Source organism: Sphingomonas arvum, from assembly GCF_026013565.1.
Classification (GTDB): domain Bacteria; phylum Pseudomonadota; class Alphaproteobacteria; order Sphingomonadales; family Sphingomonadaceae; genus Sphingomicrobium; species Sphingomicrobium arvum.
Genome location: NZ_JAPDOB010000002.1, coordinates 1,092,350 through 1,114,764, shown reverse-complemented (window position 1 = coordinate 1,114,764; position 22,415 = coordinate 1,092,350). Strand labels below are relative to the sequence as shown.

Below are 22,415 nucleotides of genomic sequence, written 5' to 3'. Positions count from 1 at the left end.
GGGCTACCAGCCCGCCACCAGCTCCCGCGCGCGTTCCACATCCTCCGGGAAGTCGACCTCGCCCCACTCCTCGCCGCGGATGTCGAGCGTCCCGACCTCGTCCGTTTGCGCGAGGTGGTGAATGACTCGAAGGTACCAGATGGTGGTGCCCTCCGGTGAGCGCATCGCAGCCTCGATCGCTTGGCGGAACCGCTCCGCTCCACCCGCGCGGAACGCCAGCAGACCGATCGACTCGGCATTGACGCCGTCAGTCAAGCGCTTGCCGATCGCGCGCAGGCGGCCGCCTTCCTCGACCACCTTCATGTCGTCCCTGTCGTATTCGTCCTTGCGGTCGATGGTGACGCAGATGCCCGGCCGGTCGTTTGAGACGACCCGGGCCATCAGGCTGCGTGAGACCATCGTGTCACCGTTCCAAACCAATGTGTCACCCGCCAGCTCGGCCCGTGCCATGTAGAGCGAGCCCGTGTTGTCCGCGACTTTGTAAAAAGGGTTGAACACGGTCCGGGTCGCCGGCCCCTGCCCCGCCTGCCGCCGCCGCTCCAGCGCTTCCTCGATTAGGACGTCGCGAAAGCCGGTGACCACCACCGCCTCCTCGACCCCGTTGGCCGCCAGCGTGTCGAGCTGCCGGTCGAGCAAGGTTCGTCCGCCGAAGTCGATCAGGCACTTGGGCCGGTCCACGGTCAGCTGGCCCAGACGCGAGCCCTGCCCGGCGGACAGGATAATGGCTTTCTTCATGCATGGAGCCGCTGCCGCCCAATTGCGGCAATCCGGTGACGCGCTCTATGGTGCGCTATGCAAGGAGACGCGGGCCGGTGAAGAAAGTCGAAGCGATCATCAAGCCGTTCAAGCTCGACGACGTGAAGGACGCGCTCCATGACGTCGGAGTTTCGGGCATGACGGTCACCGAGGTTAAGGGGTTCGGCCGGCAGAAGGGCCATACCGAACTGTATCGCGGGGCAGAGTATGTGATCGACTTCCTGCCCAAGGTGAAGGTCGAGGTGGTGGTCGAAAACGGCCTGGTCGACAATGTGGTCGACGCGATCACCGACGCCGCGCGCACCGGCCGCATCGGGGACGGCAAGATCTTCGTCACCGACGTGGCCGACGCCATCCGCATCCGCACTGGTGACCGGGGCCAGGACGCGATCTGAGCGTACCCGCCAGATGGCCCAGGACCCACGCCTTGCCTCCATGAGCCCTGACGAGCTGCGCACCCACATGCGGGCGCTCGGTTATCGCACGCAGGCCGAACTGGCCGAAGCGATCGGGGTCAGCCGCTCGGCCGTATCGCTGTGGTTGGAAGGCAAGGTCGGCGTTCCGCGCCCGGTCGCGATGCTGCTGCGCATGCTCCTGCAGGCGCAACGTCGCGTCTTCTGAGCCCTGTGGCTCTGCCCTTGCGCCCCTCCATGACCTTGCTAGGCAGCCGGAATGACCAGCTTGGCCGCGCAGATCGAGACTCTTGAGCACAGTTTCATGCGCGCCTGGATGGAGGGGGACGGCAAGGCGCTGAAGCGTCTGACCTCCCGCAACTTCCGACTGGTGATCGGTGCACGGCCCAGCGTGTTGCTTGATTCCAGAAGTTGGCTCGACGGAGCGACCAGCCGGTTTCGCTGCTCCGCCTACCGCTTCGGCACCATCTACTCGCGCGATCTCGACGGCACGGCAGTGTTCGCCACCCAACTGGAGCTCGAGGCTAGGCTGGACGGACAGGATTGGTCCGGCACCTGGTGGGTCACGGACATCTGGCGCAAGGGCCGCCTCCGCCGCTCCTGGCGACTGGCCGATCGCCACTTGTCGAGGATCGAACCGGACTCGCGCTTTCCGGTGGCCATCAAGGCACTCCAGCTCTGGAAATAGCCGGCAGGAACCGCCGGCCTATCCACGTGAAGTGTTCACGGCTGACTCGACCTCGGGCGATGCCGCTGGAATCCCTTGCGGCCATCCGAAATCAACGACTGCTTGAGGATCATCATGGCCGACAAAGTGACCGCGTCCGACATCATGAAGCGCCTGGAAGACGAGGAGATCGAGTGGATCGACCTCCGGTTCACCGATCCCAAGGGCAAGTGGCAGCACCTCACCATGGCCGCGGGCGCGGTCGATGAGGACATGCTGGACGACGGCTTCATGTTCGACGGCTCGTCCATCGCCGGGTGGAAGGCGATCAATGAAAGCGACATGATCCTGAAGCCGGACCTCGGCGCGGCCTATGTCGATCCGTTCAGCGCCACGCCGATGATGATCCTGGTGTGCAACGTGGTCGAGCCGGCCACCGGCGAGCTCTATGCCCGCGACCCCCGCTCCACCGCGACCCGCGCCGAAGCCTATCTCAAGGCGACCGGCATCGGCGACACGGTCTTCGTCGGTCCGGAAGCCGAGTTCTTCATGTTCGACGACGTCCGTTTCGAGGACGGCTACAACACCAGCTACTTCAAGCTCGACGACATCGAGCTGCCGACCAACACCGGTCGGGAATATGAGGGCGGCAACCTCGCTCACCGACCGCGTGCCAAGGGTGGCTACTTCCCGGTCGCGCCGGTCGACAGCGCCGTCGACATCCGCGCCGAGATGGTCTCCACCATGCTTGAGATGGGGCTGCCGTGCGACAAGCACCACCATGAGGTTGCCGCCGCGCAGCATGAGTTGGGACTGACCTACGGTAGCCTGGTCGAGACCGCCGACCGCATGCAGGTGTACAAGTATGTCGTGCATCAGGTCGCGCACGCCTACGGCAAGACCGCGACCTTCATGCCCAAGCCGATCGCCAAGGATAACGGCTCGGGCATGCACACCCACTTTTCGATCTGGAACGGAGGCAAGCCGCTGTTCGCCGGCAACGGATACGCGGGCCTCAGCGACCTCGCGCTCCATTTCATCGGCGGCGTGATCAAGCACGCCCGGGCGCTGAACGCCTTCACCAACCCGACCACCAACAGCTACAAGCGGCTGGTGCCAGGCTTCGAAGCGCCGGTGCTGCTGGCCTATTCCAGCCGCAACCGCTCGGCCTCCTGCCGCATTCCTTACGGCGCTGGCGAGAAGTCGAAGCGGGTCGAATTCCGCTTCCCGGACGCGATGGCCAACCCCTACCTCGCCTACGCCGCCATCCTGATGGCTGGCCTCGACGGCATCCAGAACCGCATCCATCCGGGCGAGGCGATGGACAAGAACCTCTATGACCTGCCGGCCGCCGAGCTGGTCAACGTGCCGACTGTCTGCGGCTCGCTGCGCGAAGCGCTGTCGGCGCTGGCGGCGGACCGCGACTTCCTGCTGCGCGGCGACGTGTTCACTTCCGACCAGATCGACGCCTACATCGAGATCAAGTGGGAAGAGGTGATGCGCTGGGAGACCACGCCGAGCCCCGTCGAGTTCGACATGTATTACTCGATGTAAGGAACGCCCTGTTAACCCCGCGCGCCTAAGGTGGTCGCCCACACGGCGCGCGGGGCACTGGAATGAACGATTTTCGCTCACGAGTCCTAGGCGGGACCACCCCGGCGAACGCTGGGCTACTGAAGGCGAAGACGCCCCGCCAGCCCACCACGCCTCAGTGCGGCGAGGAGAGCCTGGAGCGGGTCGCCGTACCACGCGCAGCATCGCGCATCGCCAATCACCGTTTCGCCGACCGCCACCGCCTGGGCAGCGAGGCGCCGGTCACCGCGCGGCACGGCCGAGGCAAGTACCAGGTCAAGCTCGTCAACCTGTCGGGCGGCGGCGCCATGATCGACGGCGCGTTCAAACCTGAATTGTGGGACCGGGTCGACCTGGACCTGGCCGGCAGCGACCGGTCAGGCCGGGTGGAATGCGCCGTCCGCTGGATCCGTGGCAGCCGCATGGGACTGGAATTCGCGCACGAGACCCGGATCGAGGCCGACGACGACACCCGCGCCGCGCTGCTCCGCGAAGTCCTGTCGCGCAGCTTCGCCGATGTGGTTGAGGACACAATCGCCCAGGCGGAAAGCACCGTGGAAGCACTCGAGGCCGAGCTGACGTCCGCGCCGCAGAGCAGGCGCCGCGAGCCTCGCCATCCGCTGATCTGGAGCGGCGAGGTGCTGTTCCAGCACGACCGTCATCCGGTGCGGCTGCGCAACATCTCGTCCACCGGAGCACTGGTGGAAAGCGGCACCAGTTTTCCCGTCGGGGCCGAGCTCTACCTTGACATCGACCAAGCCGAGGCCCTGTTCGCGGTGGTCAGTTGGGCCCATGGCGACCAATACGGCCTGGCGTTCCGGCAGCCCTTCAATCTGTCCCGTCTTGCCGCGGTCAAGCCGCAGGTGGCGCCCAGCCGCTGGGCCAAGCCCGATTATCTGCGGGACGAAGGCTCCGACAACTCGCCTTGGGCTGCCGAATGGGGCCGACTGACCCTTAAAGAACTGAACAAGACACTCCGCCGCTGACCCGAGCGCGTCAGGCCGCGCCCGCAGCCCGCGCCCGCGCCGCTGCTCCGTGCCCGTAAAGCCAGTAGAGCGCGACGCCGATCGCCTGCGCGACGAGGAAGAACAGCTGCGTCTTCAGCGGCAGGCTGTAGAACAGGTAGAGGCAGCCGGCGATGCCGCCCAGCCCGACGAGCCACGGCAGCGGCGCGCGGAACAAACGCTCGGCGTGTGGCTCTCGGCGACGCAGCACCAGCATGGCCGCGCACACGGCGATGAAGGCAGCCAACGTACCCGCGTTGGCCAGAGCGGCGATCTCGTCGAGAGGGAAAATGCCGGCAACAACCGAGACCACCGCGGCGGTGAACAAGGTTATGCGTACTGGCGTGCCCCGGCTGGACACGCGGGCCAGCACTGGCGGCAGCAGGCCGTCGCGCGCAACGGTGAAGAATATCCGGCTCTGGCCGTAGAAGAAGGCCAGAATGACGGTCGGCAGGGCGATCACCGCCGACGCGCCGAGCAGCCGCGCCGCCCAAGGCTGGCCGATCTCGCTGAGCACTAGCGCAAGTGGCTCGGCGCTGCGGGCGAAACTCTGCACTGGCACCGCCCCGATCGCGGCCGCGGCCACCAGCATGTAGATAGCGACACACAGCACCATCGATCCGACGATCCCGATGGCAAGGTCGCGGCCAGGGTTACGGGCCTCTTCGGCCGCGGTTGCGATCGCGTCGAAGCCGTAGAAGGCGAAGAAAATGATTGCCGCCGCCGCCATCACCCCGACTTCGCTGCCGGCGGCCCCACTGCGCGGGAAGCCGTTGGGCATGAACGGCGTGAAGTTGGCGCTGTCGAACACCGGGAGCGCTACCGCTATGAACAAGGCCAGCGCCGCCAGCTTCACCAGGACCAGAACCGCGTTCAGCGTTGCGCTCTCGCGGGTACCCGCGATCAGCAGCCCGGCAACGACCCAAATGATGAACATCGCCGGCAGGTTGACGATCCCGCCGAGCTCCGGTCCCTGGATAAGCGCGTGGGGCAAGGCGAAGCCGATGCGCTCGAGGAAGCCGGCCGCATAGCCGGACCAGCCCACAGCCACCGCGCTCACCACCAAGCTGTACTCGAGGATCAGGGCGACTCCGATCATCCACGCGAGCAGTTCGCCGAATACCACATAGCTGTAGGTGTAGGCGCTGCCCGACGCCGGGATCATGGTCGCGACTTCGGCATAGGCCAAGGCCGCGCATGCACAGATCACGCCGGCGATCGCGAAGCTCAGGATTACGGCCGGCCCCGCTTTCCCGGCGCCGACCCCGATCAGCGTCAGGATGCCGGTGCCGACGATCGCGCCCACTCCCAGAGCCACGAGGTGCGGCCACGAGAGAGTTTGCGCCAGCCGATGGTGTTCCGGCAGGTCGGCTCGGCTGACCACGGCCTTTCGGAAGTTCCAGTTTCTCACCATGCCCCCTTCAGTAATCCTTGCTGACACGCACGTTGGCACTGGTGCGGCCGATCGTCGAGATGCTGGACAGCAGGGAAAGCCATCGGGTCATCTCGTACTCGACACGGGTAGCGCTGTACCCTTGCGCGTCGGTAATCACTTCTACGAACAGCTTGCGAGTCAGATACTTGCCCGCGCTAATTGATGTCTTCTGCCCGGTGCCAATGTCGGCCGGCAGGATGCGCAGGCGATCCAGCCCGGCCGCGCGGCGAACAGCGTTGATCGGATCAAGGCTGCCGCTGCGGCCCTCCCGCAGCCCAGCAACGGCGGCGGCCAGCTGCAGCGCTTCGGGTGCAGACAGATTAGCGATGGACGTTCCGAACAACAGCCGGGACAGCAGTTCGTCCTGCGGCAGCTGCGGCGTGGACGCGAAGCTGATCTCCGGCTTCAGCCCGGTGCCGCGGACCAGCACGCTGGCGTCCAGCCCCTGCACCTGCGCCTCGGCCGCGATGTCGAGCTGCGGGTTCGGCGGGGTCTCGCCTCGAAACCGGATTATGCCGCGACTGAGGCGGAAGCTGCGGCCAGCGAAATCATACTCTCCCCGGACCAGGCTGGCGCTGCCGGTGAAGCGTGGCGCATCGGCGGTGCCTCCAACCCTGACATCGGTGGTCCAGCGGCTGTCGATGCCGAGGCCCTGCACGCCCAGTTCGCCTCCCCTTACCGCCACGTCCAGGCGCCAGGGTTTGAGGTCGGCTTCTTCTATCACCTCGTCGTCTTCAAGGCCCACGTGGCGGACCTCTAGCCTTGGAACACTGGCGGCCGCGCTGGCCCGCCCGAGCGTGAAACGGCCGCGGTCGAGCCGCAGGTCGCCGCTTATCGTCCCGCCATTGCCTACGGAGCGGATGGTGATCGGACCTGTGACCTCGGCAGCGATGTCGTCGCGGGCGAGCAGCCGCGCTGCGGCCGCCTGGAACCGGAGGTCGAGTGCCGGACTGCCCCAGCTGAGATCAACCGTGCCGCTGCCTGAAATGCTGCCACCTCCTGGCGTCCGTCCCTGAAGCTGCTGAAGCAGCAAGCGGGAGCCATTGAAGGCGCCGATGGAGGTCAGGTCGGTGATGACGGTGCCGGTCACCGCGCTTTCCAGCCGCGCACCCGTGGTCCGCAGCCCGCCACGGATCTGAGGGTCGAGCAGGCGGCCGCGGATGTCGGCGCCGATCGCCACCGGGCCCGACAGGTCGAACAGCTCGGTTCCCGCCAGCCGCCACAGCGTATCGGCGGGACCAGCGTAACGCAGTTGCGCGAACAAGGGCGCATTCAGCAGCTCGGCCACGACCGGTCCGCCGCCGAGCGGCGCGAAGCGGGCCTGGGCCCGGCTGATGGTGCGCCCATCACTGGCCGCCACCGCGCGCGCACCCGCCTGATCGCCATTGAGTACGGCAGCCAGCCCCACGTCGATCGGCTTGCTGGCGAGCACCAGGCCGGCCCGCGTAAGATTGCGGACCCGCAGGTCCACCCGGCCGGTGGGGCGACCCCGGTTCCAGGCGTAAGTCAGTTGCCCGGTAGCGAAGCCGCCGAGGTCCAGCTGGGGTGAGATGATGTCGAGCACGCCCAGCGGCATCCCAGCGAGCTGGGCCGTCAGCTGAGGATCGGCGCCAGTGCGGCCGCCAACCGTTGCCGTGCCCCCCGCGAAGCGCAATGCGGTCGGCGCGACCCGCCATCCACCCGCTTCGGCGGTAATCACGGCCGGGCTGACCAATTGCAGCGGCCGACCCTCGATCGACCCGTTGCCGCGAGCGACGATGCGATCGGGAGTGATATCGGCCAGCGTAACGAACTCGACTGCGCTGCCGGGCCGGCCGGCGAGCGCCGCGCGGACCTGGCCACTGCCGTTCACCAGCTGCGCACTGGCGGTCAGCCGGGCGAGGCTCACGCCGGCCGTCTCCAGCCCACGCGCGGCGACCGTCCCGCCGACGCTCGTCCGGCCGTCCCCGAGCACGATCACGCCGTCCAGCCGACCGACCGCAACCGCCAGCGAGGGCGGGCCGTCCGCCCGGAGGCCGTTCGCGGCCAGATGCGCCTCGATGCGCTGGTCGTCACCTTGCGGCGCAAACGTGAGTTCGCCGCTCAGTCCTCCACCGCCGAGGGTCAGCTGGCCGGTAAAGCCGCCCGGATCGGCCCGCAGCTGACCCGTCGCATGGCTGCCGGCTACATCCAGGGCCGCGATGGCGACGGTTGTGCGACCGCCCGGCGGTAGCAGCAGCGCGCCGCGGGTGGTGAAGGGGCCGAGGCGGGACTGACCGGCGGCGCGGTAATCGAAGCCGGCTGCGCTCGGCACCAGCGACAGTCGCACGTCGCGCAAGCCGAGCGACTCGTTGGGCCTTGCCAGCAGCAGCTCGACGCGAGGGCGGGCGATCGGTCCTTCCAGGGTCAACCGGACGGGCCCGTAGGTCTCCTGGCGTCCGCTCGCCTCGACCACGAAGCTTCCGTCTATCCGTCGGTAGCCGCGCCCGCTCAGCCGCAGGCCAGGCGAGAACAGCTGCAAGTCTACGAAATGAAGGATGCGGTCGGGACCGCGCCCCAGCCGGGCCTCGATCCGCGGCAAACCACCGGCCAGGCTGCGAAAAAAGGCGTTGTCCAGCCGTCGCACCTGCGCCCCGCCGGAGCCAACCACGCGGCTGCCCTTGCCGCCGGGTCCGGGCTCCACGTGCAACTGGCTGGTGACGTCCACGATCCCGAGGCCCGGAATGAAGTAACGGGTCAGGCCGCCGCTTAGGAGCAGGTCGAACCGGCCAGTGGCGAGATCGATCAGCACCGACAGGTCTGCTTGTAGTTTGTCGCTTGTCAGGCGAAGCTTGTCGCCGCGCACGAAGTGCGGGGTCAGGGTCAGCATGCCCTCCAATCGTGCATTCGCCAGGATCGCGCCTGCATCCTCGCCGACGCCGATGATGCGCCGAGCCGAGAGGCGCAGCGGGACGCGCATGGGCCACGGGGTGAGCCGCCCCCTGCCCTCCGCTCGTACGTCGACAAAGCCGGTAGTGTCGAACGACAGCTCGGGCGACGTCAGGCGATAGGCATAGGTTGCGCGACGGAAGGCTCCATTTAGGGTCCATACCATGCGCACGCCCCGGCCACGCATGTTGTCGAACAGGGTCTGCGGCCGAAGCAGGTCGATACCGACACTGACCTGCCGATACTCGCCCTCGGCCAAGTCAACGGCGCCGCGCGCCACTGCGCGCAAACTGGCGGAAGCGAAGGTCAGCCGTCCGTCCAGCACCTGCTCGACCAGCCGCCCCTCGCCGCGTACCGCGACGCGCGGCGCCGCCAGTCGCTGCAGCCGCCCGGTCAGCAAGGGTCCGGGGGTCAGCTGCCCGGCCAAGCGGTAGAGGCCGCTGGCTGCGGTCAGCCTCAGCCGCGCGGCTTCGCGCCCCGCAATGTCCATCTCGGCCACGCCGGCCCATTGCGACCAGCGGCCGTCGCCGCCGATGCGCAGTCCCAGCGGACGCTTGAGGCCGAGCAGCGCGGGTACGAGGCCATCGGCGGGCGCCTCCAGCTGCACGCCCAGGTCGAAGCGGTCGCGATGAGGCTCCGCATCCAGGGTCACCGCCAGCCGGTCGCCGCCGCCGCTCAGCCGGGCCTCAAGTGCGACCATCGCCCGCCCGGCGCGGATCGTGGCGCTGCCGTCGACCTGGCCGGTGCGTGGCTGGCCGGTCACGGGCCGGAGCAGCTCCAGCCGAGCGATCCTTAGGCGCCCCACATGCACGTCGAACCGGGGCAGCAATGGCCCGCCGCCGCCTGGTCTTGTCACCGGCAGCCGACCGAGCGTCACCCGGCTCGCCTCCAAACGATCAACATGCAGGCTGTTGTAGAGCCAGGCGCCAGGCGCCCACTCAACGAGGATTTCCGGGCTGGTGAAGAACACGCCGCGCGTATCTGAAACCGCCACATTCCGCAGCCGCGCGACGCCGAACACCGATCCATCGATCCTGCCGATGCGGACCCGCAGGCCCGTCTTGGTCTCCAGCCCTGCTACACGGTCCGCAATCCACCGGTGGCCGGGCGCGCTGTCGAGGAAGGCGAGGCCGACAGCAAGCAACAGGGCGATAACGATCAGCAGCGCGGCAAATTCGACTAGCAGCCGCTGCCACCAGGACCGGCGCCGTACTTGGATGGCGGCCTTGTGCTCTCCGGCGTCGGGCGTCGCGGCGTCGAGAACCGCCTCACTCACGTCAGAAGGCCTGCCCGAGGCTCACGGTGACGGCGATCCGCCCGTCGCCGCTCCGACGATTGAGCGGCGTACCGACATCTATCCGGATCGGACCAAAGCTGGAATAATAACGCAGGCCAAGCCCGGCGCCGAACTGCCACTGGCGAAGGCGCGGCAGGGTGCCCGTCGACAGGGTTCCGCCATCAAGGAATGGTACAACGCCGAAAGTGCCGAAACGAACGCGGGTCTCGAGGCTGAACTCGGCCAGACTGCGACCGCCGATTGGATCGCCGTTGACGTCGCGCGGCCCGAGCCGCTGGTAGCCATAGCCCCGCACCGACCCGCCGCCGCCGGCGAAGAAACGTCGCGACGGCGCGATCCGATCGCGGCTCGCGCCCAGGATGGTGCCGGCGCGAACCCGGCCGGCGACCACCACCCGCTCACTGAAGGGCCGATAGGCACTCGCGTCGAACTGCGCGCGGCCGTAGCCGAACACGCTCCCCTGCAAGCTGACCTCGGGGCTGAAGCGGCCGCCGAGCCGGAACCCGCGCGTCGGATCGAGTAGGTCGTTGCTGCGGTCGTAGTTAAGTGTCGCTGGGACGGCGCCGATCAGGAAGGTGCGACGCCGCGGCAAGCCGGTCGCGGCGACGACGTCCCGCTCGTCGGAGGCGAGGAGCTCGGAACCCAGGCTCCAGGTCCAGGTCTTCCGCCACAGGAAAGTCGACTGGCGCTCCACGGTCGCGCCGACCTGGATCGTCCGCGCATCGTAGGCATCACGGTCGACGTGGCTGACGTTGCCGAGCACGGTCAGCACGCGGTCGCGCGCGCGCCAGTTGTTGAACCGCAGCACGGCGCCGGCGAGCTGTTCCTGGGTCCCGAGCACGGCGCGAAGGGTCAGCGCGCCTTCCGGGTTGATGAGGTTGCGGTGCTGCCAATTTGCCTCCGCCCGGACGCCCTCGCCGGTGCCGTAGCCGAGCTCGCCAGCGATTGTCCGGGCCGGCGCCGGCTCCAGCCTGACGTCCAGGTCCACGGTGCGGCGGTCGGCCGCGGGCACGACCCGCACGTCCGCGCTGCCCACCAGGCCGGTGGCGATCAGCGCCCGGCGGAGGTCGTCGATACGGCTCTGGCGATAGCGGTCGCCGGCACGGAAACGGGCGATGGTCGCGACATGGGCGGCGCCGAAGCGCGGCTCGCCCGCAACGCGGATGGTGCCGATACGCTGAAAAGGCCCGGTGGCTACCGGCAGTGTGAGCCGTGCCGTCCGGGCCGCATGATCGATGACGACCTCCTGACTACCGACGTCAGCCAAGGCGAAGCCCTGTTGTCCCAGAGCGACCTTGAGGGCCAGCCCCGCATCGGTCACCGCCTGCGCATCCGCTGGGCCGCCGGGTTGAACGGCGAAGGCCTTCCGCAAGGAAGCCGCATCCTCGCCAGCCTGCTCCAAGCCGGGCAGGTCGACCGAGGCGAAGCGGTACAACGGCCCGGGTGTCGCGGCGAGCGTGATCCGCGCGGTATCGCCCGCTTCGGCCACAGACGGCTTAACCGCGGCATCAAAATGGCCGGCGGCGCGAAGCAGTTCTTCGAGCAGGTCGGCATCGGCGCGCGCCCGCCGGTCAAGCTGCGCGGCGTTGGCGGCCTTTTTGCGATCTGCCTCGAGCACCGAGCTCTGGCGGAAGCGCCTCAGCAGCTCGGTCTGTCCGGGGCCGTCGAGCCCGGTTACAAGCAGCGCATAACGGCGCTCGGCGGCAATGTCGGCTGATGAAACGCTCGGCGCCGCGGCGTCCCCTGCGGGAGTTTCGCCGCGCGGCGGCGGGAGGAGCTCCGGCCAGTCGACGCCAAGGTCCGGCAACGGGGCGAGCGGCGCGTTCGGGTCGATCTCCGCGGGTTCGGGAACCGTGGGAGGCGGAACCGTCTGGGCAGCGGCCGGCGCCGCCACCGCCAGCCCTGCCGCCACGACGGCCCAATCCGCTCCCCGCCTGCCCATGCGGCAAGCTCTACCGGGTGCCGTGGGCGCCTGCCAGTGCGAACCGCCCTTAGTGGACCGTTCCGCAAATGTCCGTATCGGCCAGGCTGACGATCAGGCGTTCGATCTGGCGCCAGTGGCAGTAGCCGAGCACATTGTCCGCATGGCGGCTGCGTTCGGCCCGTAAAGCAGCCTCAAAGCCGGCATCCTCGCCGAAGCGGTTGATCAATTCGTGAGCGTCGGCAACGGCGGTGCGGGTGGCGATGAAGAGCTGCTGCATGCTCCAGCGTTAGGGCGGGACCGGTTACCAGGCCTGCTACCGGGCTTACTTAAGCCGCTCTTCACCATGGTCCGCAGTTCTGCCACAGGCGGAGCATGAATAGTCGTTCACCCCAGGCAGGCGGCTGCCTGCTGTTCCTTGCCATCCTGGTCGGCCTGGTGGTCGGGCTGAACAAGGGTCTGACCGGTCCCGGCCTGATTTACGGCGCGATCGCCGGGATCATCCTGGCGGTCGGCTTCTACCTGTTCGACCGCCGGCAACGGCATTGATCAGGTAACTCGGCGGGCGCTCCAGATCACCCGCCCGATAACGTCGATCTCCTTGGGATCGCAGTCGGGCCAATCGGAGTATGCCGGATTGTCCGACTGCACTGTTACCCGGCGGGTGATCGGGTGCAGCGCCAGCCGCTTCACCAGCAGCGCCTCCTCCGCCCGAAGCACGTAAATGCCGTCACGAAGGCGCGCCTTGGCGTCGCTCCGGTCCACCAGGATGTCATCGCCGTCCGCCAGCGTCGGCGCCATCGAGTCGCCCTCGACCACAATCAGGTTCAGCTCTTCCGAAGAGGCGCTGGTCAGTTTCTTGAGCCACCGCTCCTCGAATGCGAAAAAGGCGCGCTGCCGTTCATTGTCGGCAAAAGCGCCGGGTCCGGCCGACGCGCGCACCGGCAGCGCGGGCACGCGGACCATGCCGACGAAATCCTCTTCCTCCTCCGGACCGCCCAGCGTCGCCTCCGGGACCGAGAAATATCTTGCCAGCCGCCGCCGCTCTTCCTCCCCTAGCCGGCGGGGCACGCCGCGACGGATGAACTGCTGAATATAGGCGGGATTCCTGCCGATCATGCGGGATAGGCCGGCGAAGTCCTCCCCCCGCTCGAGGCACAGACGTTCCAATTGCACACGCACTTCATTCGACATTTGTTTCTTCTATCCGCAGGAAATTTCCTAGACAAGTAGGAAATCGATTGTGACTGTTCACGTGCCGAGTCGTTGTAAGCGTCCGGGGGGACCTGCTGTGTATCTATTGCGTGATGTTGAAAATTTCCTGCGATCCAACAACTTCAGTGCCGCACGGTTCGGCCGCGAAGCAATGCAGGACCCTCGCTTTGTGTTCGATCTCCGCAATGGGAGAGAACCTCGCAGCCGCACGGTCGCGCGCGTCCGTGCCTTCCTGGAGCAGACCCGATGACCCGCTCACTCCTCAGCAGGTCGGCTGGTGCACTGATGCGTTCATTATTGGAACGGTTAGGAAACGATCGCAATAGGATATTGCTTAGTTCCTGGACCAGCGTCGATTGGCAGTCGCTCACCTTCGTTGGTGAGCGTCACCAGGCAAGCTTTCGGCTACTCGGGCCGGATGCACCTGCACTGGCCCGCCGCTGGAGCAAAGGCCTGGAGGATGCGGAACTCGACGTAGGCCGGGGCATGTTCGTCGCCGAACTCACCGTTGCAGATCTCTCGCCCGAGGGAGCAGACGGTTCGGTGGTGGTATCCTTGGAGGCGCTGACGCTGAAGGACTAGCGGCGCGCGTCCCTGAGCCCAATCAACGCGTCATGCAGCGCGGCGGAGGCGTCCACCTTCAAGGGGATGACCTCCGCCGTCTGCTGACGCCCATCAAGGTGCGCGCGGATACGTTGGTCCAATTCGCCGGGCGTAGGCAAGCGCGGCGTGCGGCGCAGCGGAACCACTACTCCTGGATCTCGGATCGGGTCGGCGGGGGGAAAGGACGGAACTGCAAAGCTAGGCAAACGGAAGCGGCGCCGTCCGCGTGCCGCCAAGCCGAAGCCCGCCAGGGCCAGCAGCACGCCCGCTAGCGCGGCGGCCGCTGCCACCCAGGCAGACTCGACCTGGGCCGCGCTCCACGCTGCGGCGGAACCGACCAGCGCCGTTACCGCAAACTCGACCAATCCTGTGCCGCTCTCGCCGTCGTCGTTCATCGGCCAACTGTAGCTTGGCAATGGTTAGCGGTCGGTTGCCTGCAGCAGCGCCAGCGCGAATGCCGCCGCATCCCGTGGACCAACGGCTGTTACGATCGTCCCATCGCTCACCACCGCCTCGTCCACTACCTGGGCACCCGCGTTGCGCAGGTCGGTGCGGATCGAGCGCCAGCCCGTTGCCCGCCGCCCGCGGAGCAGGTTTGCCTCCACCAGCAGCCACGGCCCATGGCAGATGGCGCCCAGCACCTTGCCCGTTTCCGCAAACGCGCGCACCAATGCCACCGCGTCTTGCCGGGTCCGCAAATGATCGGGATTGATCAGCCCGCCGGGGATCAGCAGTGCATCCCACTCTTCCGCGCGCGCTTGGCCGATCATCAGGTCGGGCCGGATTGTTCGCCCCGGATGGTCCAGCACCGTCGCTTGAATGGGGCTAAGCGACGGCGCCGCCACCGCCACTTCGCACCCCTGTCCGCGCAGAACCTCCAGTGGCACGAACAATTCATCCTGCTCGAAGCCATCGCTGGCCATAATGAGGATTCGTTTCGTCACGGGAACCGCCCTGCACCACGGCGCGTCAAGCATGCAATGGCCCAGCTTCGGCACTGCAGCGACGATCAGCCCGGCATCACGCGGCAGCTCATCAAGGGCAAGTGGGGCTATTTCGATCCGGACGGTAACCGCATCACCGATCGGGAGGAGATCGACCGCCTCAACAAGATCGCGCTTCCGCCCGCCTACACCGACGCCTGGTACTGCCCGTACCCGAACGGCCACATCCAGGCGACCGGCCGCGATGCCAAGGGCCGCAAGCAGTATCGATACCACGACGACTACCGCGCCCGGCAGGATAAGAAGAAGTACAGCGGCACGCTGGAGTTCGGCGCCGCCCTGCCCAAGCTGCGCCGCAAGGTCGAATCGGACCTGAAGAAGAAAGCGTCTAGCCGCGAGGCCGTCCTGGCTGCCGTCGTGCAGCTGCTCGACACCAACTTCATCCGGGTGGGCAACGAGCAATATGCCAAGGACAACAAGAGCTTCGGTGCCACGACCCTGCGCAACCGCCACGTCCGCAAGGTCGGCACCAAGCTCATGGTCAAGTTCAAGGGCAAGCACGGCATCACCCATGAACTGCCGATCGGCGATAGCCGGCTGAAGCGGATCGTATCAAAATGTCAGGAGCTGCCCGGCCAAAACCTGTTCCAGTACGTGGACGAGAATGGCGAGGCCTGCCCGATCAGCTCGGCCGACGTGAACGATTACATCCGCGAGGCGACCGGCGGGGATTTCACTGCCAAGAACTTCCGCACTTGGGGCGCCAGCGTGATCGCGTTCGAACAGATGCTGGAATCGCAGGAGGAGGATCGGCGCAAGATCAGCCTCAAAACCGTGCTGGAACCGGTGGCCGAGGCATTGGGCAACACGCCGGCAATCAGCCGCAAGAGCTACGTCCACCCCAAGCTGATCGAGGCTGCGCGCGACGACCCGAAGCAGCCGCTCGGCGACTTCCAGCGCCCCCGCGCCCGAAAGTACCTGTCCAGCGAAGAAGTCGGGCTGCTCGACTTTCTGCTGAAGGGTAAGCGCAAGCGGCGACGGACGAAGGCGGCAGCGCCGATCGTGCCTGCGGTCGTCGAAGCGGCGGTTCAGGCTGCCGAAGTCGGACCGGAACAGGTCGACGCAGTGGCGGACAAGGTCGAAGCGGGCAAGCTGGCGGTGGTCTGAACGGAGCGGGCTTGACCGTTTCTCCCCTCCCCCGCCATCTCATCGCCAACATGCCCACGAAACTCACCCGCCTCCTCGACTGGCTGCTGCTCAACCTCGACGCGCTGGTAGTCGGCAGCCTGGTCGCGCTTGGGCTGGTCGGCCTGATGCTGATTCTGCGCTATGCCGGGGAACGGATCGTCCGCTCCGATCCGACCTGCCTGACCTGGAAGGCGGTAATTGGCCGCGTGCTGGCCAAGACGGGTGTGCTGTTCATGGCCGCCGCAGCGCTGAACATCGTCGTCAACTACGCCCAGCCGCCGGCCCGGATCGAGCGGCTGTTCGACATCTTCTTCACCGTCGCTGCCGCCTTGCAAGGGGCGGTCTGGGGTCGCGAGCTGATCCTCGGCGTGATCGGCCAACAGGTCGGTGAGAAGCCCGGCGAAACGGCCATCGGCAACGCGATCGGCGTCATCCGCGTCCTGGTCAGCGTCGCCCTGTTCGGCATTGCGCTGGTGGTCATCCTCGACAACCTCGGCGTCAACGTCACCGGCCTGATCGCCGGTCTGGGCATCGGCGGCATCGCCATCGGCCTCGCTGCTCAAGGCATCTTTTCCGACCTGTTCGCCGCCCTGTCGATCCTGTTCGACCGCCCGTTCCGCCGCGGTGACACCATTCGCTTCGACACCACCACTGGCACGGTGGAGCGGATCGGCCTCAAGACCACTCGCCTCCGGAGCCTGACGGGCGAGCAGGTGATCATGGCCAATACCAAGCTGCTGGAACGCGAGGTCCGCAACCTCGCGGCCGGCGACGACCGGCAGGAGACGCTGCGCTTCGGCTTGGTCTACCAGACTGCGCCCGACAAGCTGGAAGGAGTGGCGACGATTGTCCGCGCCGTCGTGGAAGCTCAGCCCGGCTGTCGCCTGATCCGCTGCGTCCTGACCGGCTTTGGCGCGTCCAGCCTCGATCACGATCTCATCTTCGTGCACGAGGGCCTCGACGCCGAAGCTCTGTTTGCCAAGCGCCAGGCAATCGTGATCGACCTTCTCCGCCGCTTCGCCGACGAGGGCATCGAGTTCGCCTACCCGACCCAGACCACCTTCACCGCCGCGCCGGACGGCAAGCTGGTGATGCCGTATGCAATCGCCGCAGACCGGAACGGCTGAATGGCTGGAAACGCAGTGCCGAGCCGAGGAGGCACTCAGACGCTGAGGATCGTCACGGATCCAAACAGCATCATGGGAACGTAGGCGGCCCCAACCCCCAGGAGGACCTCCGCCAGGCGAACCGCTCGTCGCGCGCGATCGGTCCACCGCCACATCAGCCAGATCGTCAGCATTAGGACGGAGGACGCGATGGCCGAAACGAGGATGTCGTTCAGTTTGACGATCCTCGCAAAATCGAACTCGTCGAAGCTTGGAGTGCCGCCAAACGGCTTGCCGAGTGCGAACAGGAGCAAGCGCACGCAGAGGTAGGCAAGGTCAGTGAAGAGGCGGCTGACTGCTGCACCGGCGAGCGCCAGCCCCCACAAATGACCTCCGCGCCTCAGTTCAGCCAAGCCGACACCGGTCAGGATCAAGGTTACTAGCGGTCCGGAGCCCGCCTGAGCGGCCTGCAGCCACGCCGGGTCCGTGACAGAAGCGCCACCCGTAACCGAAGTTAGGTGGAGCTGGACCGGCCGGCCTGATTGCACGGCCACCGCAAAATGACCGAACTCATGGAGGAGGATCGTCACGGGCGTGAGCGCCGTAGCAAGCAAGAAGAGCCGGCCCAGGCCACGCCAGCCCTTATCCATATTGGTCATCGCTAGCCCCCGTTCGGCCGCACGGTGGACGCCGCTGGACGCAGCGTCAATTGACGCGCGGCGAGCGGCATCGTGGGCACCGAGCCGCCTCGCGTGTCTACGTGGACCCACGCTGGCGCTTGCAGGCGCCACTCCAGTCGCTAGAGAAAACCCATGCCAATCGCACCCATTGACCAGATCAAGAGCAAGGTCGGCCAGGAGCTCGGCGTGTCCGACTGGATCACCGTCGGCCAGGACCGCATCAACGTCTTTGCCGACGCCACCGAGGACCACCAGTTCATCCACGTGGATGAGGCGCTGGCGAAGCAGACGCCGTTCGGCGGGACGATCGCCCACGGCTTTCTGTCGCTGTCGCTTCTGAGCCGGATGGCTGCCGACGTCATGCTGGTGCCCGAGACGACCAAGATGGGCGTCAATTATGGCTTCGACCGCGTTCGCTTCCTTGCCCCGGTCCGCGCCGGCAGCAAAGTCCGCGGCCGGTTCACGCTCGTCAGCTTCGAAGAGAAGCGCCCGGGCCAGTACCAGTTCGCCCATGACGTGACCGTGGAGATCGAGGGGGAGGACAAGCCCGCGCTGTCCGCCACCTGGATCGGCCAGGTCTTCGCCTAAGTCCGCCACCTGAGCACCTAAGGAGCCACCATGCCCACCGCCGCCCGCGACGCCGTTATCGTCTCCACCGCCCGCACCCCGATCGGCCGCGCCTACCGCGGCGCGTTCAACGCTACGCCCTCTCCCACCCTCGCCGCGCACGCCATCCGCGCCGCGGTCGAACGCGCCAAGGTCGAGCCGCAGGAGATCGAGGATTGCGTCATGGGCGCCGCCCTCCAGCAGGGCGTGCAGACCACCATCGGCCGCACCGCCGCGCTCCGCGCCGGCCTGGGCGTCGGTGTCGCCGGCATGTCGATCGACCGCCAGTGCGCGTCGGGCCTGATGGCGATCGCCACTGCCGCCAAGCAGGTCATCGTCGACCGCATGGACGTGTGCGTTGCCGGCGGCGTCGAGAGCATCAGCCTCGTCCAGACCCCCGAGATGCGGGTCGGCCCCGACCCCGAGCTGCTCTCCATGCACAACGGCATCTACATGCCGATGATCCAGACCGCCGAGGTCGTCGGCAAGCGCTACGGCATCAGCCGAGAGCGCTGTGACGAGTATGCGCTCAAGAGCCAGCAGCGCACCGCCGCCGCGCAAGCGAACGGCGTGTTCGCCGACGAGATCGTCGAGGTCACCGCCCGCATGGCGGTCAAGAACAAGGAGACCGGCGAGACCAGCATGCAGGAGGTCACGCTCGCCAAGGACGAGGGCAACCGTCCCCAGACCACGCTCGAGGACCTGGCCAAGCTGCAGCCCGTCATGGGCCCGGAACAGCTGATCACCGCCGGCAACGCCAGCCAGCTGTCGGATGGTGCCTCGGCCTGCGTCGTCATGGACGCGAGCCTCGCCGAGAAGAAGGGCCTGGAGCCGCTCGGCCGTTACCTCGGCATGGCGGTCGCCGGCACCGAGCCGGACGAGATGGGCATCGGTCCCGTTTTCGCCGTGCCCAAGCTGCTGAACCGCTTCGGCCTCAAGGTCGAGGACATCGGTCTGTGGGAGCTGAACGAGGCCTTCGCCGTCCAGGTGCTCTACTGCCAGGACAAGCTCGGCATCCCTGACGAGCTGCTCAACGTCAACGGCGGCGCCATCTCCATCGGCCACCCGTATGGCATGAGCGGTGCCCGCCTGACCGGCCACGCCCTGCTCGAAGGCAAGCGCCGCGGCGCCAAGCACGTCGTGGTCACCATGTGCGTCGGCGGCGGCATGGGCGCCGCGGGATTGTTTGAAGTCCTGTAGCCGCCGAAGCTAAGCCAAACGGAGCGAAGCGAGGGCGGCTTAGCTGAGAGACGGCGAAGGCCGGCTGGCCTGCCAGCACAGCTGGACAGGACCGACGTCACGGGATTTACTCCCGTGACGGCCTCGCTCAACATGTCACCATGCTAGCCCTCGCCGCCGCCCTCCTCGCGACCCAGCCCGCACAAACCTGGCAGGTCGTCGACCTCGTCGGCGAGTTCGACAAGGTCGTCGACCAGACCGCGTCCCTTCCCCCGCCGCAGCAGGCCGACGCCGTGCAACAGCGCTTCGCTACGTTGCTCCCCGGCTTCTACGACGCACGCCGGATCGAGGCGCCAGCCGACAAATATCGCGCCCACCTCGCCCGTGAGATCGGCACCTACCGCACTAGCACCCGCCCCGGCGCAACCAGGGTCCGCGCCCGCTTCAACGCGATGATCGGCCCAGCCGTCACCGATTTCGAGCGCAAGGTCGGCGCACTTCCGCCGGGGCAGAAGATCTACCTGGTCGTGTCCCTTGGCGAGTTCGACGGTGCGACCCGCACCCTCCCCGGTTCCGACAAGCCGCTGCTGATGTTCGGTGCGGACATGATCGCCAAATACCATGGCGACGGCGACGCCCGCGCCTTCGTGCAGCACGAACTATTCCACATCTATCACGCGCAGCGGTTCCCCGGCTGCAAGGACAATTGGTGCAGCCTGTGGGAGGAAGGGCTGGCAACCCATGTCGCGGCGACCCTCAACCCTGGCGCGAGTGACGCCGACCTGCTGCTGACTGTGCCCGAACCGATCCGGCCGGCGGTTGAGGCGCACCGGACGGAGGCCGTCTGTGCGGTCGTGGAGCGCCTCGACGGCGACCGCGACGCCAAGGCGCTGTTCACCTTCAGCCGCCTGTCGCCGCATCTGCCGCCGCGCTTCGGTTATCTGGTGGGTGCCTGGGTCGCGGCCGATCTCAATCGCTCAATCAACCTGCAGCAGCTTGCCGAGATGAAAGGCCCGGAACTTCGGCAGCGGATCGAACAATCGCTGCGCCGCATGGCGAACTGCCCGGCCGCAGCGGCTTCGTGAACCCAACCGCCGCCTGACGGGTTGGGTCTCCAAAACAGGAGACATGACCATGCCCGAAGGCGGCCACACGAGCCTCATTGAACGCATCGCCCGAGTTCTCGCCGGCGCGGCGCACAGCAGCAATGCGGAGGGCAGCGACCCGTCCGCCGGGCAGAAGATCGACCAGGTCTGGCCTGAGCATCGCAACCAGGCGCTGGCCGTGCTCCACGCGATCCGCGAGACCGACCAGGCGGGTGCGGCGGCGGGCGATCCGCAGGTATGGATGCAGATGGTCGAGGCCAGCATCGCCGACGCGCAAGCCGACGCCGAGTGACCAGCCGCGGCGGCGGCGGCCATCCCCGCTGGACGCTCGCCGCCTGCATCCTCGCCTCCAGCCTGAGCTTCGTCGAAGGCTCCGTGCTCAACGTCGCCCTGCCCGCGATCCGGGACAGCTTCGGCGCGGGCGCAACCGACGTGCAGTGGGTGGTCAACGCCTATCTGCTGCCCTTGTCGGCGTTGTTGCTGCTCGGCGGCGCATTGGGCGACCATTATGGCCGCCGGCGCCTGCTGCTGATCGGCACCGGGCTGTTTGCCGCCGCCTCCCTGCTGTGCGCGCTGGCGCCCGGCTTTGCCCTGCTGGTCGCCGGACGGGTCCTGCAGGGGATCGGCGCGGCGCTGCTTCTGCCCAACAGCCTGGCGCTGCTCAATAGCACGTTCGAAGGTGAGGCGCGCGGCCGGGCGATCGGCATCTGGGCGTCCGCCGGTGCGGCGGCGGCGGCGGTTGCTCCCCTGATCGGCGGCTGGCTGGTCGATCACGTCGGCTGGCCGTCGATCTTCTACCTCAACCTCCCGCTGGCCGGCGGAGCGATGGCGCTCGCCGCCCGCTTCGCCGCGGAAAGTTCGAACAAGGACGCTGCCCGGACCGATTATCCCGGCGCGATCCTCGCCACCTTGGGACTGCTCGCCCTCACCTGGGGCCTCACGCTATGGTCGGTGCAATTGCGCTTCACCGCGCTGTCGCTGGCCATGCTGCTCGGCGGGCTGCTCGGCCTTGCCGCCTTCCTGTGGGCCGAGCGGCGGCGGGGCGACCGGGCCATGATGCCGCTGGCCATGTTCGGCAACGCAAGCTTCGTCGGCCTGACCGGGCTCACCTTCCTGCTCTACGGTGCCTTCGGCGCGGTCATGCTGTTGCTGCCCTACGTGCTGATCGAGGCCAAGGGCTTCTCCCCCCTCCAGGCGGGCCTGGCGATGCTGCCGCTGGCCGTGCTGATCGCCACCGCGTCGCCGCTGATGGGCAAGCTTGCCGCGCGGATCGGTGGCCGCTTGCCGCTCACCGTCGGTCCCTGCGTGGTTGGCGCCGGCATGCTCCTCGCACGCCGGATCGAAAGCGGCCCCGACTATTGGACCACGGTGTTTCCCGCCGTCACGCTGCTCGCCTTCGGCATGGCGCTTGCGGTCGCGCCGCTGACCAGCACGGTGCTGGCGTCCGTCGACGATCGCCACAGCGGCACGGCCAGCGGCCTCAACAGCGCAGTGGCCCGCACCGGCGGGTTGATCGCCACTGCCCTGCTCGGCGCGGTGCTGGCCAGCAAGGGACAGGGGCTGATCGCGAGCTTCCACGTCGCGCTGATCGCAGGCGCCGCGATCAGCATCGCGGCCGGCCTGACCGGGTGGCTCACGGTCGCCGAAAAGAAGAAGGCCGCCCGGGACGAACCCGAGCGGCCTTCCGCATTGTCTTGTTCGGCAAGCGCCGACGCTTAGGCGTGAACCTCGTTGGAGGCGACGCTCACCGACTTGGGACAATGAGACATTCGACCACCTCCTTTCAGTTGTTGAACAGTAAGCGGGAGATGGCCCT

23 protein-coding genes are annotated in these 22,415 nt (G+C 67.4%); 14 read left to right on the top strand and 9 right to left on the bottom strand.

Features of this window, described 5'->3' with window-relative positions; all coding sequences use genetic code 11:
* Positions 1 to 3: 3 nt before the first annotated feature.
* The gene (locus OMW55_RS13155) at positions 4 to 735 is read right to left on the bottom strand and encodes a phosphocholine cytidylyltransferase family protein (RefSeq protein WP_264883775.1); all 732 of its coding nucleotides are present in this window, start codon (positions 733 to 735) and stop codon (positions 4 to 6) included.
* 77 nt (positions 736 to 812) lie between these two features.
* Here OMW55_RS13155 and OMW55_RS13150 point away from each other — a divergent pair, with 77 nt between their 5' ends.
* The 5 genes from OMW55_RS13150 to OMW55_RS13130 all read left to right on the top strand — a co-directional run bounded on the left by OMW55_RS13150 (position 813) and on the right by OMW55_RS13130 (position 4,394).
* A complete protein-coding gene (locus OMW55_RS13150) occupies positions 813 to 1,151 on the top strand; it encodes a P-II family nitrogen regulator (RefSeq protein ID WP_264883774.1) in 339 nt (112 codons plus the stop codon).
* Positions 1,152 to 1,164: 13 nt separating this feature from the next.
* Positions 1,165 to 1,377 carry a helix-turn-helix domain-containing protein gene (locus OMW55_RS13145; RefSeq protein WP_264883772.1) on the top strand — a complete coding sequence of 71 codons (213 nt, stop codon included), beginning with the start codon at positions 1,165 to 1,167 and terminating at the stop codon, positions 1,375 to 1,377.
* 51 nt (positions 1,378 to 1,428) lie between these two features.
* Positions 1,429 to 1,857, top strand: a complete 429-nt coding sequence (locus OMW55_RS13140; RefSeq protein WP_264883770.1) for a nuclear transport factor 2 family protein — start codon at positions 1,429 to 1,431, stop codon at positions 1,855 to 1,857.
* Positions 1,858 to 1,971: 114 nt separating this feature from the next.
* Complete coding sequence (glnA, locus tag OMW55_RS13135; protein ID WP_264883768.1) at positions 1,972 to 3,390, top strand: type I glutamate--ammonia ligase; 1,419 nt, start codon at positions 1,972 to 1,974, stop codon at positions 3,388 to 3,390.
* A gap of 62 nt (positions 3,391 to 3,452) precedes the next feature.
* Positions 3,453 to 4,394: a PilZ domain-containing protein gene (locus OMW55_RS13130; RefSeq protein WP_264883766.1), complete on the top strand. Its 942-nt coding sequence runs from the start codon at positions 3,453 to 3,455 to the stop codon at positions 4,392 to 4,394.
* A 10-nt stretch (positions 4,395 to 4,404) separates the two neighbouring features.
* Here OMW55_RS13130 and OMW55_RS13125 read toward each other — a convergent pair whose 3' ends face one another.
* Genes OMW55_RS13125 through OMW55_RS13110 form a run of 4 tightly spaced genes read right to left on the bottom strand, consistent with a single transcriptional unit; the run spans position 4,405 to position 12,252 of the window.
* On the bottom strand, positions 4,405 to 5,826 hold the full coding sequence (locus OMW55_RS13125) for an amino acid permease (protein WP_264883764.1): 1,422 nt from the start codon (positions 5,824 to 5,826) through the stop codon (positions 4,405 to 4,407).
* A gap of 7 nt (positions 5,827 to 5,833) precedes the next feature.
* Positions 5,834 to 10,030, bottom strand: coding sequence for a translocation/assembly module TamB domain-containing protein (locus OMW55_RS13120; protein WP_264883762.1), 4,197 nt, complete (start codon positions 10,028 to 10,030; stop codon positions 5,834 to 5,836).
* A gap of 1 nt (position 10,031) precedes the next feature.
* Positions 10,032 to 11,993, bottom strand: coding sequence for an autotransporter assembly complex protein TamA (locus tag OMW55_RS13115; protein WP_264883760.1), 1,962 nt, complete (start codon positions 11,991 to 11,993; stop codon positions 10,032 to 10,034).
* Positions 11,994 to 12,042: 49 nt separating this feature from the next.
* Positions 12,043 to 12,252 (bottom strand): hypothetical protein, encoded by a 210-nt coding sequence (locus OMW55_RS13110; RefSeq protein WP_264883759.1) that lies wholly within the window; start codon positions 12,250 to 12,252, stop codon positions 12,043 to 12,045.
* 95 nt (positions 12,253 to 12,347) lie between these two features.
* On the opposite strand from OMW55_RS13110, the gene OMW55_RS13105 reads away from it, so the two are divergent.
* Entirely contained in the window at positions 12,348 to 12,521 is a 174-nt protein-coding gene (locus tag OMW55_RS13105) for a hypothetical protein (protein WP_264883758.1), read from the top strand.
* Here the strand turns inward: OMW55_RS13105 and OMW55_RS13100 are convergent, their stop codons facing one another.
* Positions 12,522 to 13,166 carry a S24 family peptidase gene (locus OMW55_RS13100; protein WP_264883756.1) on the bottom strand — a complete coding sequence of 215 codons (645 nt, stop codon included), beginning with the start codon at positions 13,164 to 13,166 and terminating at the stop codon, positions 12,522 to 12,524.
* Between the two features lie 351 nt (positions 13,167 to 13,517).
* Here OMW55_RS13100 and OMW55_RS13095 point away from each other — a divergent pair, with 351 nt between their 5' ends.
* A complete protein-coding gene (locus tag OMW55_RS13095) occupies positions 13,518 to 13,769 on the top strand; it encodes a hypothetical protein (RefSeq protein WP_264883755.1) in 252 nt (83 codons plus the stop codon).
* On the opposite strand, the gene OMW55_RS13090 is transcribed toward OMW55_RS13095, so the two are convergent.
* The gene (locus OMW55_RS13090; protein WP_264883753.1) at positions 13,766 to 14,185 is read right to left on the bottom strand and encodes a hypothetical protein; all 420 of its coding nucleotides are present in this window, start codon (positions 14,183 to 14,185) and stop codon (positions 13,766 to 13,768) included. The genes OMW55_RS13095 and OMW55_RS13090 overlap by 4 nt on opposite strands.
* A gap of 24 nt (positions 14,186 to 14,209) precedes the next feature.
* Positions 14,210 to 14,734: a type 1 glutamine amidotransferase domain-containing protein gene (locus tag OMW55_RS13085; protein ID WP_264883751.1), complete on the bottom strand. Its 525-nt coding sequence runs from the start codon at positions 14,732 to 14,734 to the stop codon at positions 14,210 to 14,212.
* A gap of 36 nt (positions 14,735 to 14,770) precedes the next feature.
* On the opposite strand from OMW55_RS13085, the gene OMW55_RS13080 reads away from it, so the two are divergent.
* Positions 14,771 to 15,901 carry a DNA topoisomerase IB gene (locus OMW55_RS13080; RefSeq protein ID WP_264883749.1) on the top strand — a complete coding sequence of 377 codons (1,131 nt, stop codon included), beginning with the start codon at positions 14,771 to 14,773 and terminating at the stop codon, positions 15,899 to 15,901.
* An 11-nt stretch (positions 15,902 to 15,912) separates the two neighbouring features.
* Complete coding sequence (locus tag OMW55_RS13075) at positions 15,913 to 17,049, top strand: mechanosensitive ion channel family protein (RefSeq protein WP_264883748.1); 1,137 nt, start codon at positions 15,913 to 15,915, stop codon at positions 17,047 to 17,049.
* A 35-nt stretch (positions 17,050 to 17,084) separates the two neighbouring features.
* Here the strand turns inward: OMW55_RS13075 and OMW55_RS13070 are convergent, their stop codons facing one another.
* Positions 17,085 to 17,687, bottom strand: a complete 603-nt coding sequence (locus tag OMW55_RS13070; RefSeq protein WP_264883746.1) for a hypothetical protein — start codon at positions 17,685 to 17,687, stop codon at positions 17,085 to 17,087.
* A gap of 153 nt (positions 17,688 to 17,840) precedes the next feature.
* On the opposite strand from OMW55_RS13070, the gene OMW55_RS13065 reads away from it, so the two are divergent.
* From OMW55_RS13065 to OMW55_RS13045, 5 genes are all read left to right on the top strand, one after another.
* Positions 17,841 to 18,296: a MaoC family dehydratase gene (locus OMW55_RS13065; RefSeq protein WP_264883745.1), complete on the top strand. Its 456-nt coding sequence runs from the start codon at positions 17,841 to 17,843 to the stop codon at positions 18,294 to 18,296.
* Positions 18,297 to 18,326: 30 nt separating this feature from the next.
* Positions 18,327 to 19,514: an acetyl-CoA C-acyltransferase gene (locus tag OMW55_RS13060; RefSeq protein ID WP_264883743.1), complete on the top strand. Its 1,188-nt coding sequence runs from the start codon at positions 18,327 to 18,329 to the stop codon at positions 19,512 to 19,514.
* Between the two features lie 140 nt (positions 19,515 to 19,654).
* Positions 19,655 to 20,578, top strand: a complete 924-nt coding sequence (locus OMW55_RS13055; RefSeq protein ID WP_264883741.1) for a hypothetical protein — start codon at positions 19,655 to 19,657, stop codon at positions 20,576 to 20,578.
* A 43-nt stretch (positions 20,579 to 20,621) separates the two neighbouring features.
* Entirely contained in the window at positions 20,622 to 20,891 is a 270-nt protein-coding gene (locus OMW55_RS13050) for a hypothetical protein (protein WP_264883740.1), read from the top strand.
* A complete protein-coding gene (locus OMW55_RS13045; RefSeq protein ID WP_264883738.1) occupies positions 20,888 to 22,318 on the top strand; it encodes an MFS transporter in 1,431 nt (476 codons plus the stop codon). The genes OMW55_RS13050 and OMW55_RS13045 overlap by 4 nt, the downstream gene beginning before the upstream one ends.
* Positions 22,319 to 22,415 lie beyond the last annotated feature (97 nt).

Bases quoted from the DNA above. Each gene is read 5' to 3' on its own strand.
- OMW55_RS13055 (WP_264883741.1), top strand. From the start codon at position 19,655: ATGCTAGCCCTCGCCGCCGCCCTCCTCGCGACCCAGCCCGCACAAACC.
- OMW55_RS13070 (WP_264883746.1), bottom strand. From the start codon at position 17,687: ATGACCAATATGGATAAGGGCTGGCGTGGCCTGGGCCGGCTCTTCTTG.
- OMW55_RS13115 (WP_264883760.1), bottom strand. From the start codon at position 11,993: ATGGGCAGGCGGGGAGCGGATTGGGCCGTCGTGGCGGCAGGGCTGGCG.
- OMW55_RS13050 (WP_264883740.1), top strand. From the start codon at position 20,622: ATGACCATGCCCGAAGGCGGCCACACGAGCCTCATTGAACGCATCGCC.
- OMW55_RS13145 (WP_264883772.1), top strand. From the start codon at position 1,165: ATGGCCCAGGACCCACGCCTTGCCTCCATGAGCCCTGACGAGCTGCGC.
- OMW55_RS13090 (WP_264883753.1), bottom strand. From the start codon at position 14,185: ATGAACGACGACGGCGAGAGCGGCACAGGATTGGTCGAGTTTGCGGTA.
- OMW55_RS13080 (WP_264883749.1), top strand. From the start codon at position 14,771: ATGGCCCAGCTTCGGCACTGCAGCGACGATCAGCCCGGCATCACGCGG.
- OMW55_RS13125 (WP_264883764.1), bottom strand. From the start codon at position 5,826: ATGGTGAGAAACTGGAACTTCCGAAAGGCCGTGGTCAGCCGAGCCGAC.
- OMW55_RS13130 (WP_264883766.1), top strand. From the start codon at position 3,453: ATGAACGATTTTCGCTCACGAGTCCTAGGCGGGACCACCCCGGCGAAC.
- OMW55_RS13065 (WP_264883745.1), top strand. From the start codon at position 17,841: ATGCCAATCGCACCCATTGACCAGATCAAGAGCAAGGTCGGCCAGGAG.
- OMW55_RS13155 (WP_264883775.1), bottom strand. From the start codon at position 735: ATGAAGAAAGCCATTATCCTGTCCGCCGGGCAGGGCTCGCGTCTGGGC.
- glnA (WP_264883768.1), top strand. From the start codon at position 1,972: ATGGCCGACAAAGTGACCGCGTCCGACATCATGAAGCGCCTGGAAGAC.
- OMW55_RS13060 (WP_264883743.1), top strand. From the start codon at position 18,327: ATGCCCACCGCCGCCCGCGACGCCGTTATCGTCTCCACCGCCCGCACC.
- OMW55_RS13110 (WP_264883759.1), bottom strand. From the start codon at position 12,252: ATGCAGCAGCTCTTCATCGCCACCCGCACCGCCGTTGCCGACGCTCAC.
- OMW55_RS13100 (WP_264883756.1), bottom strand. From the start codon at position 13,166: ATGTCGAATGAAGTGCGTGTGCAATTGGAACGTCTGTGCCTCGAGCGG.
- OMW55_RS13140 (WP_264883770.1), top strand. From the start codon at position 1,429: ATGACCAGCTTGGCCGCGCAGATCGAGACTCTTGAGCACAGTTTCATG.
- OMW55_RS13105 (WP_264883758.1), top strand. From the start codon at position 12,348: ATGAATAGTCGTTCACCCCAGGCAGGCGGCTGCCTGCTGTTCCTTGCC.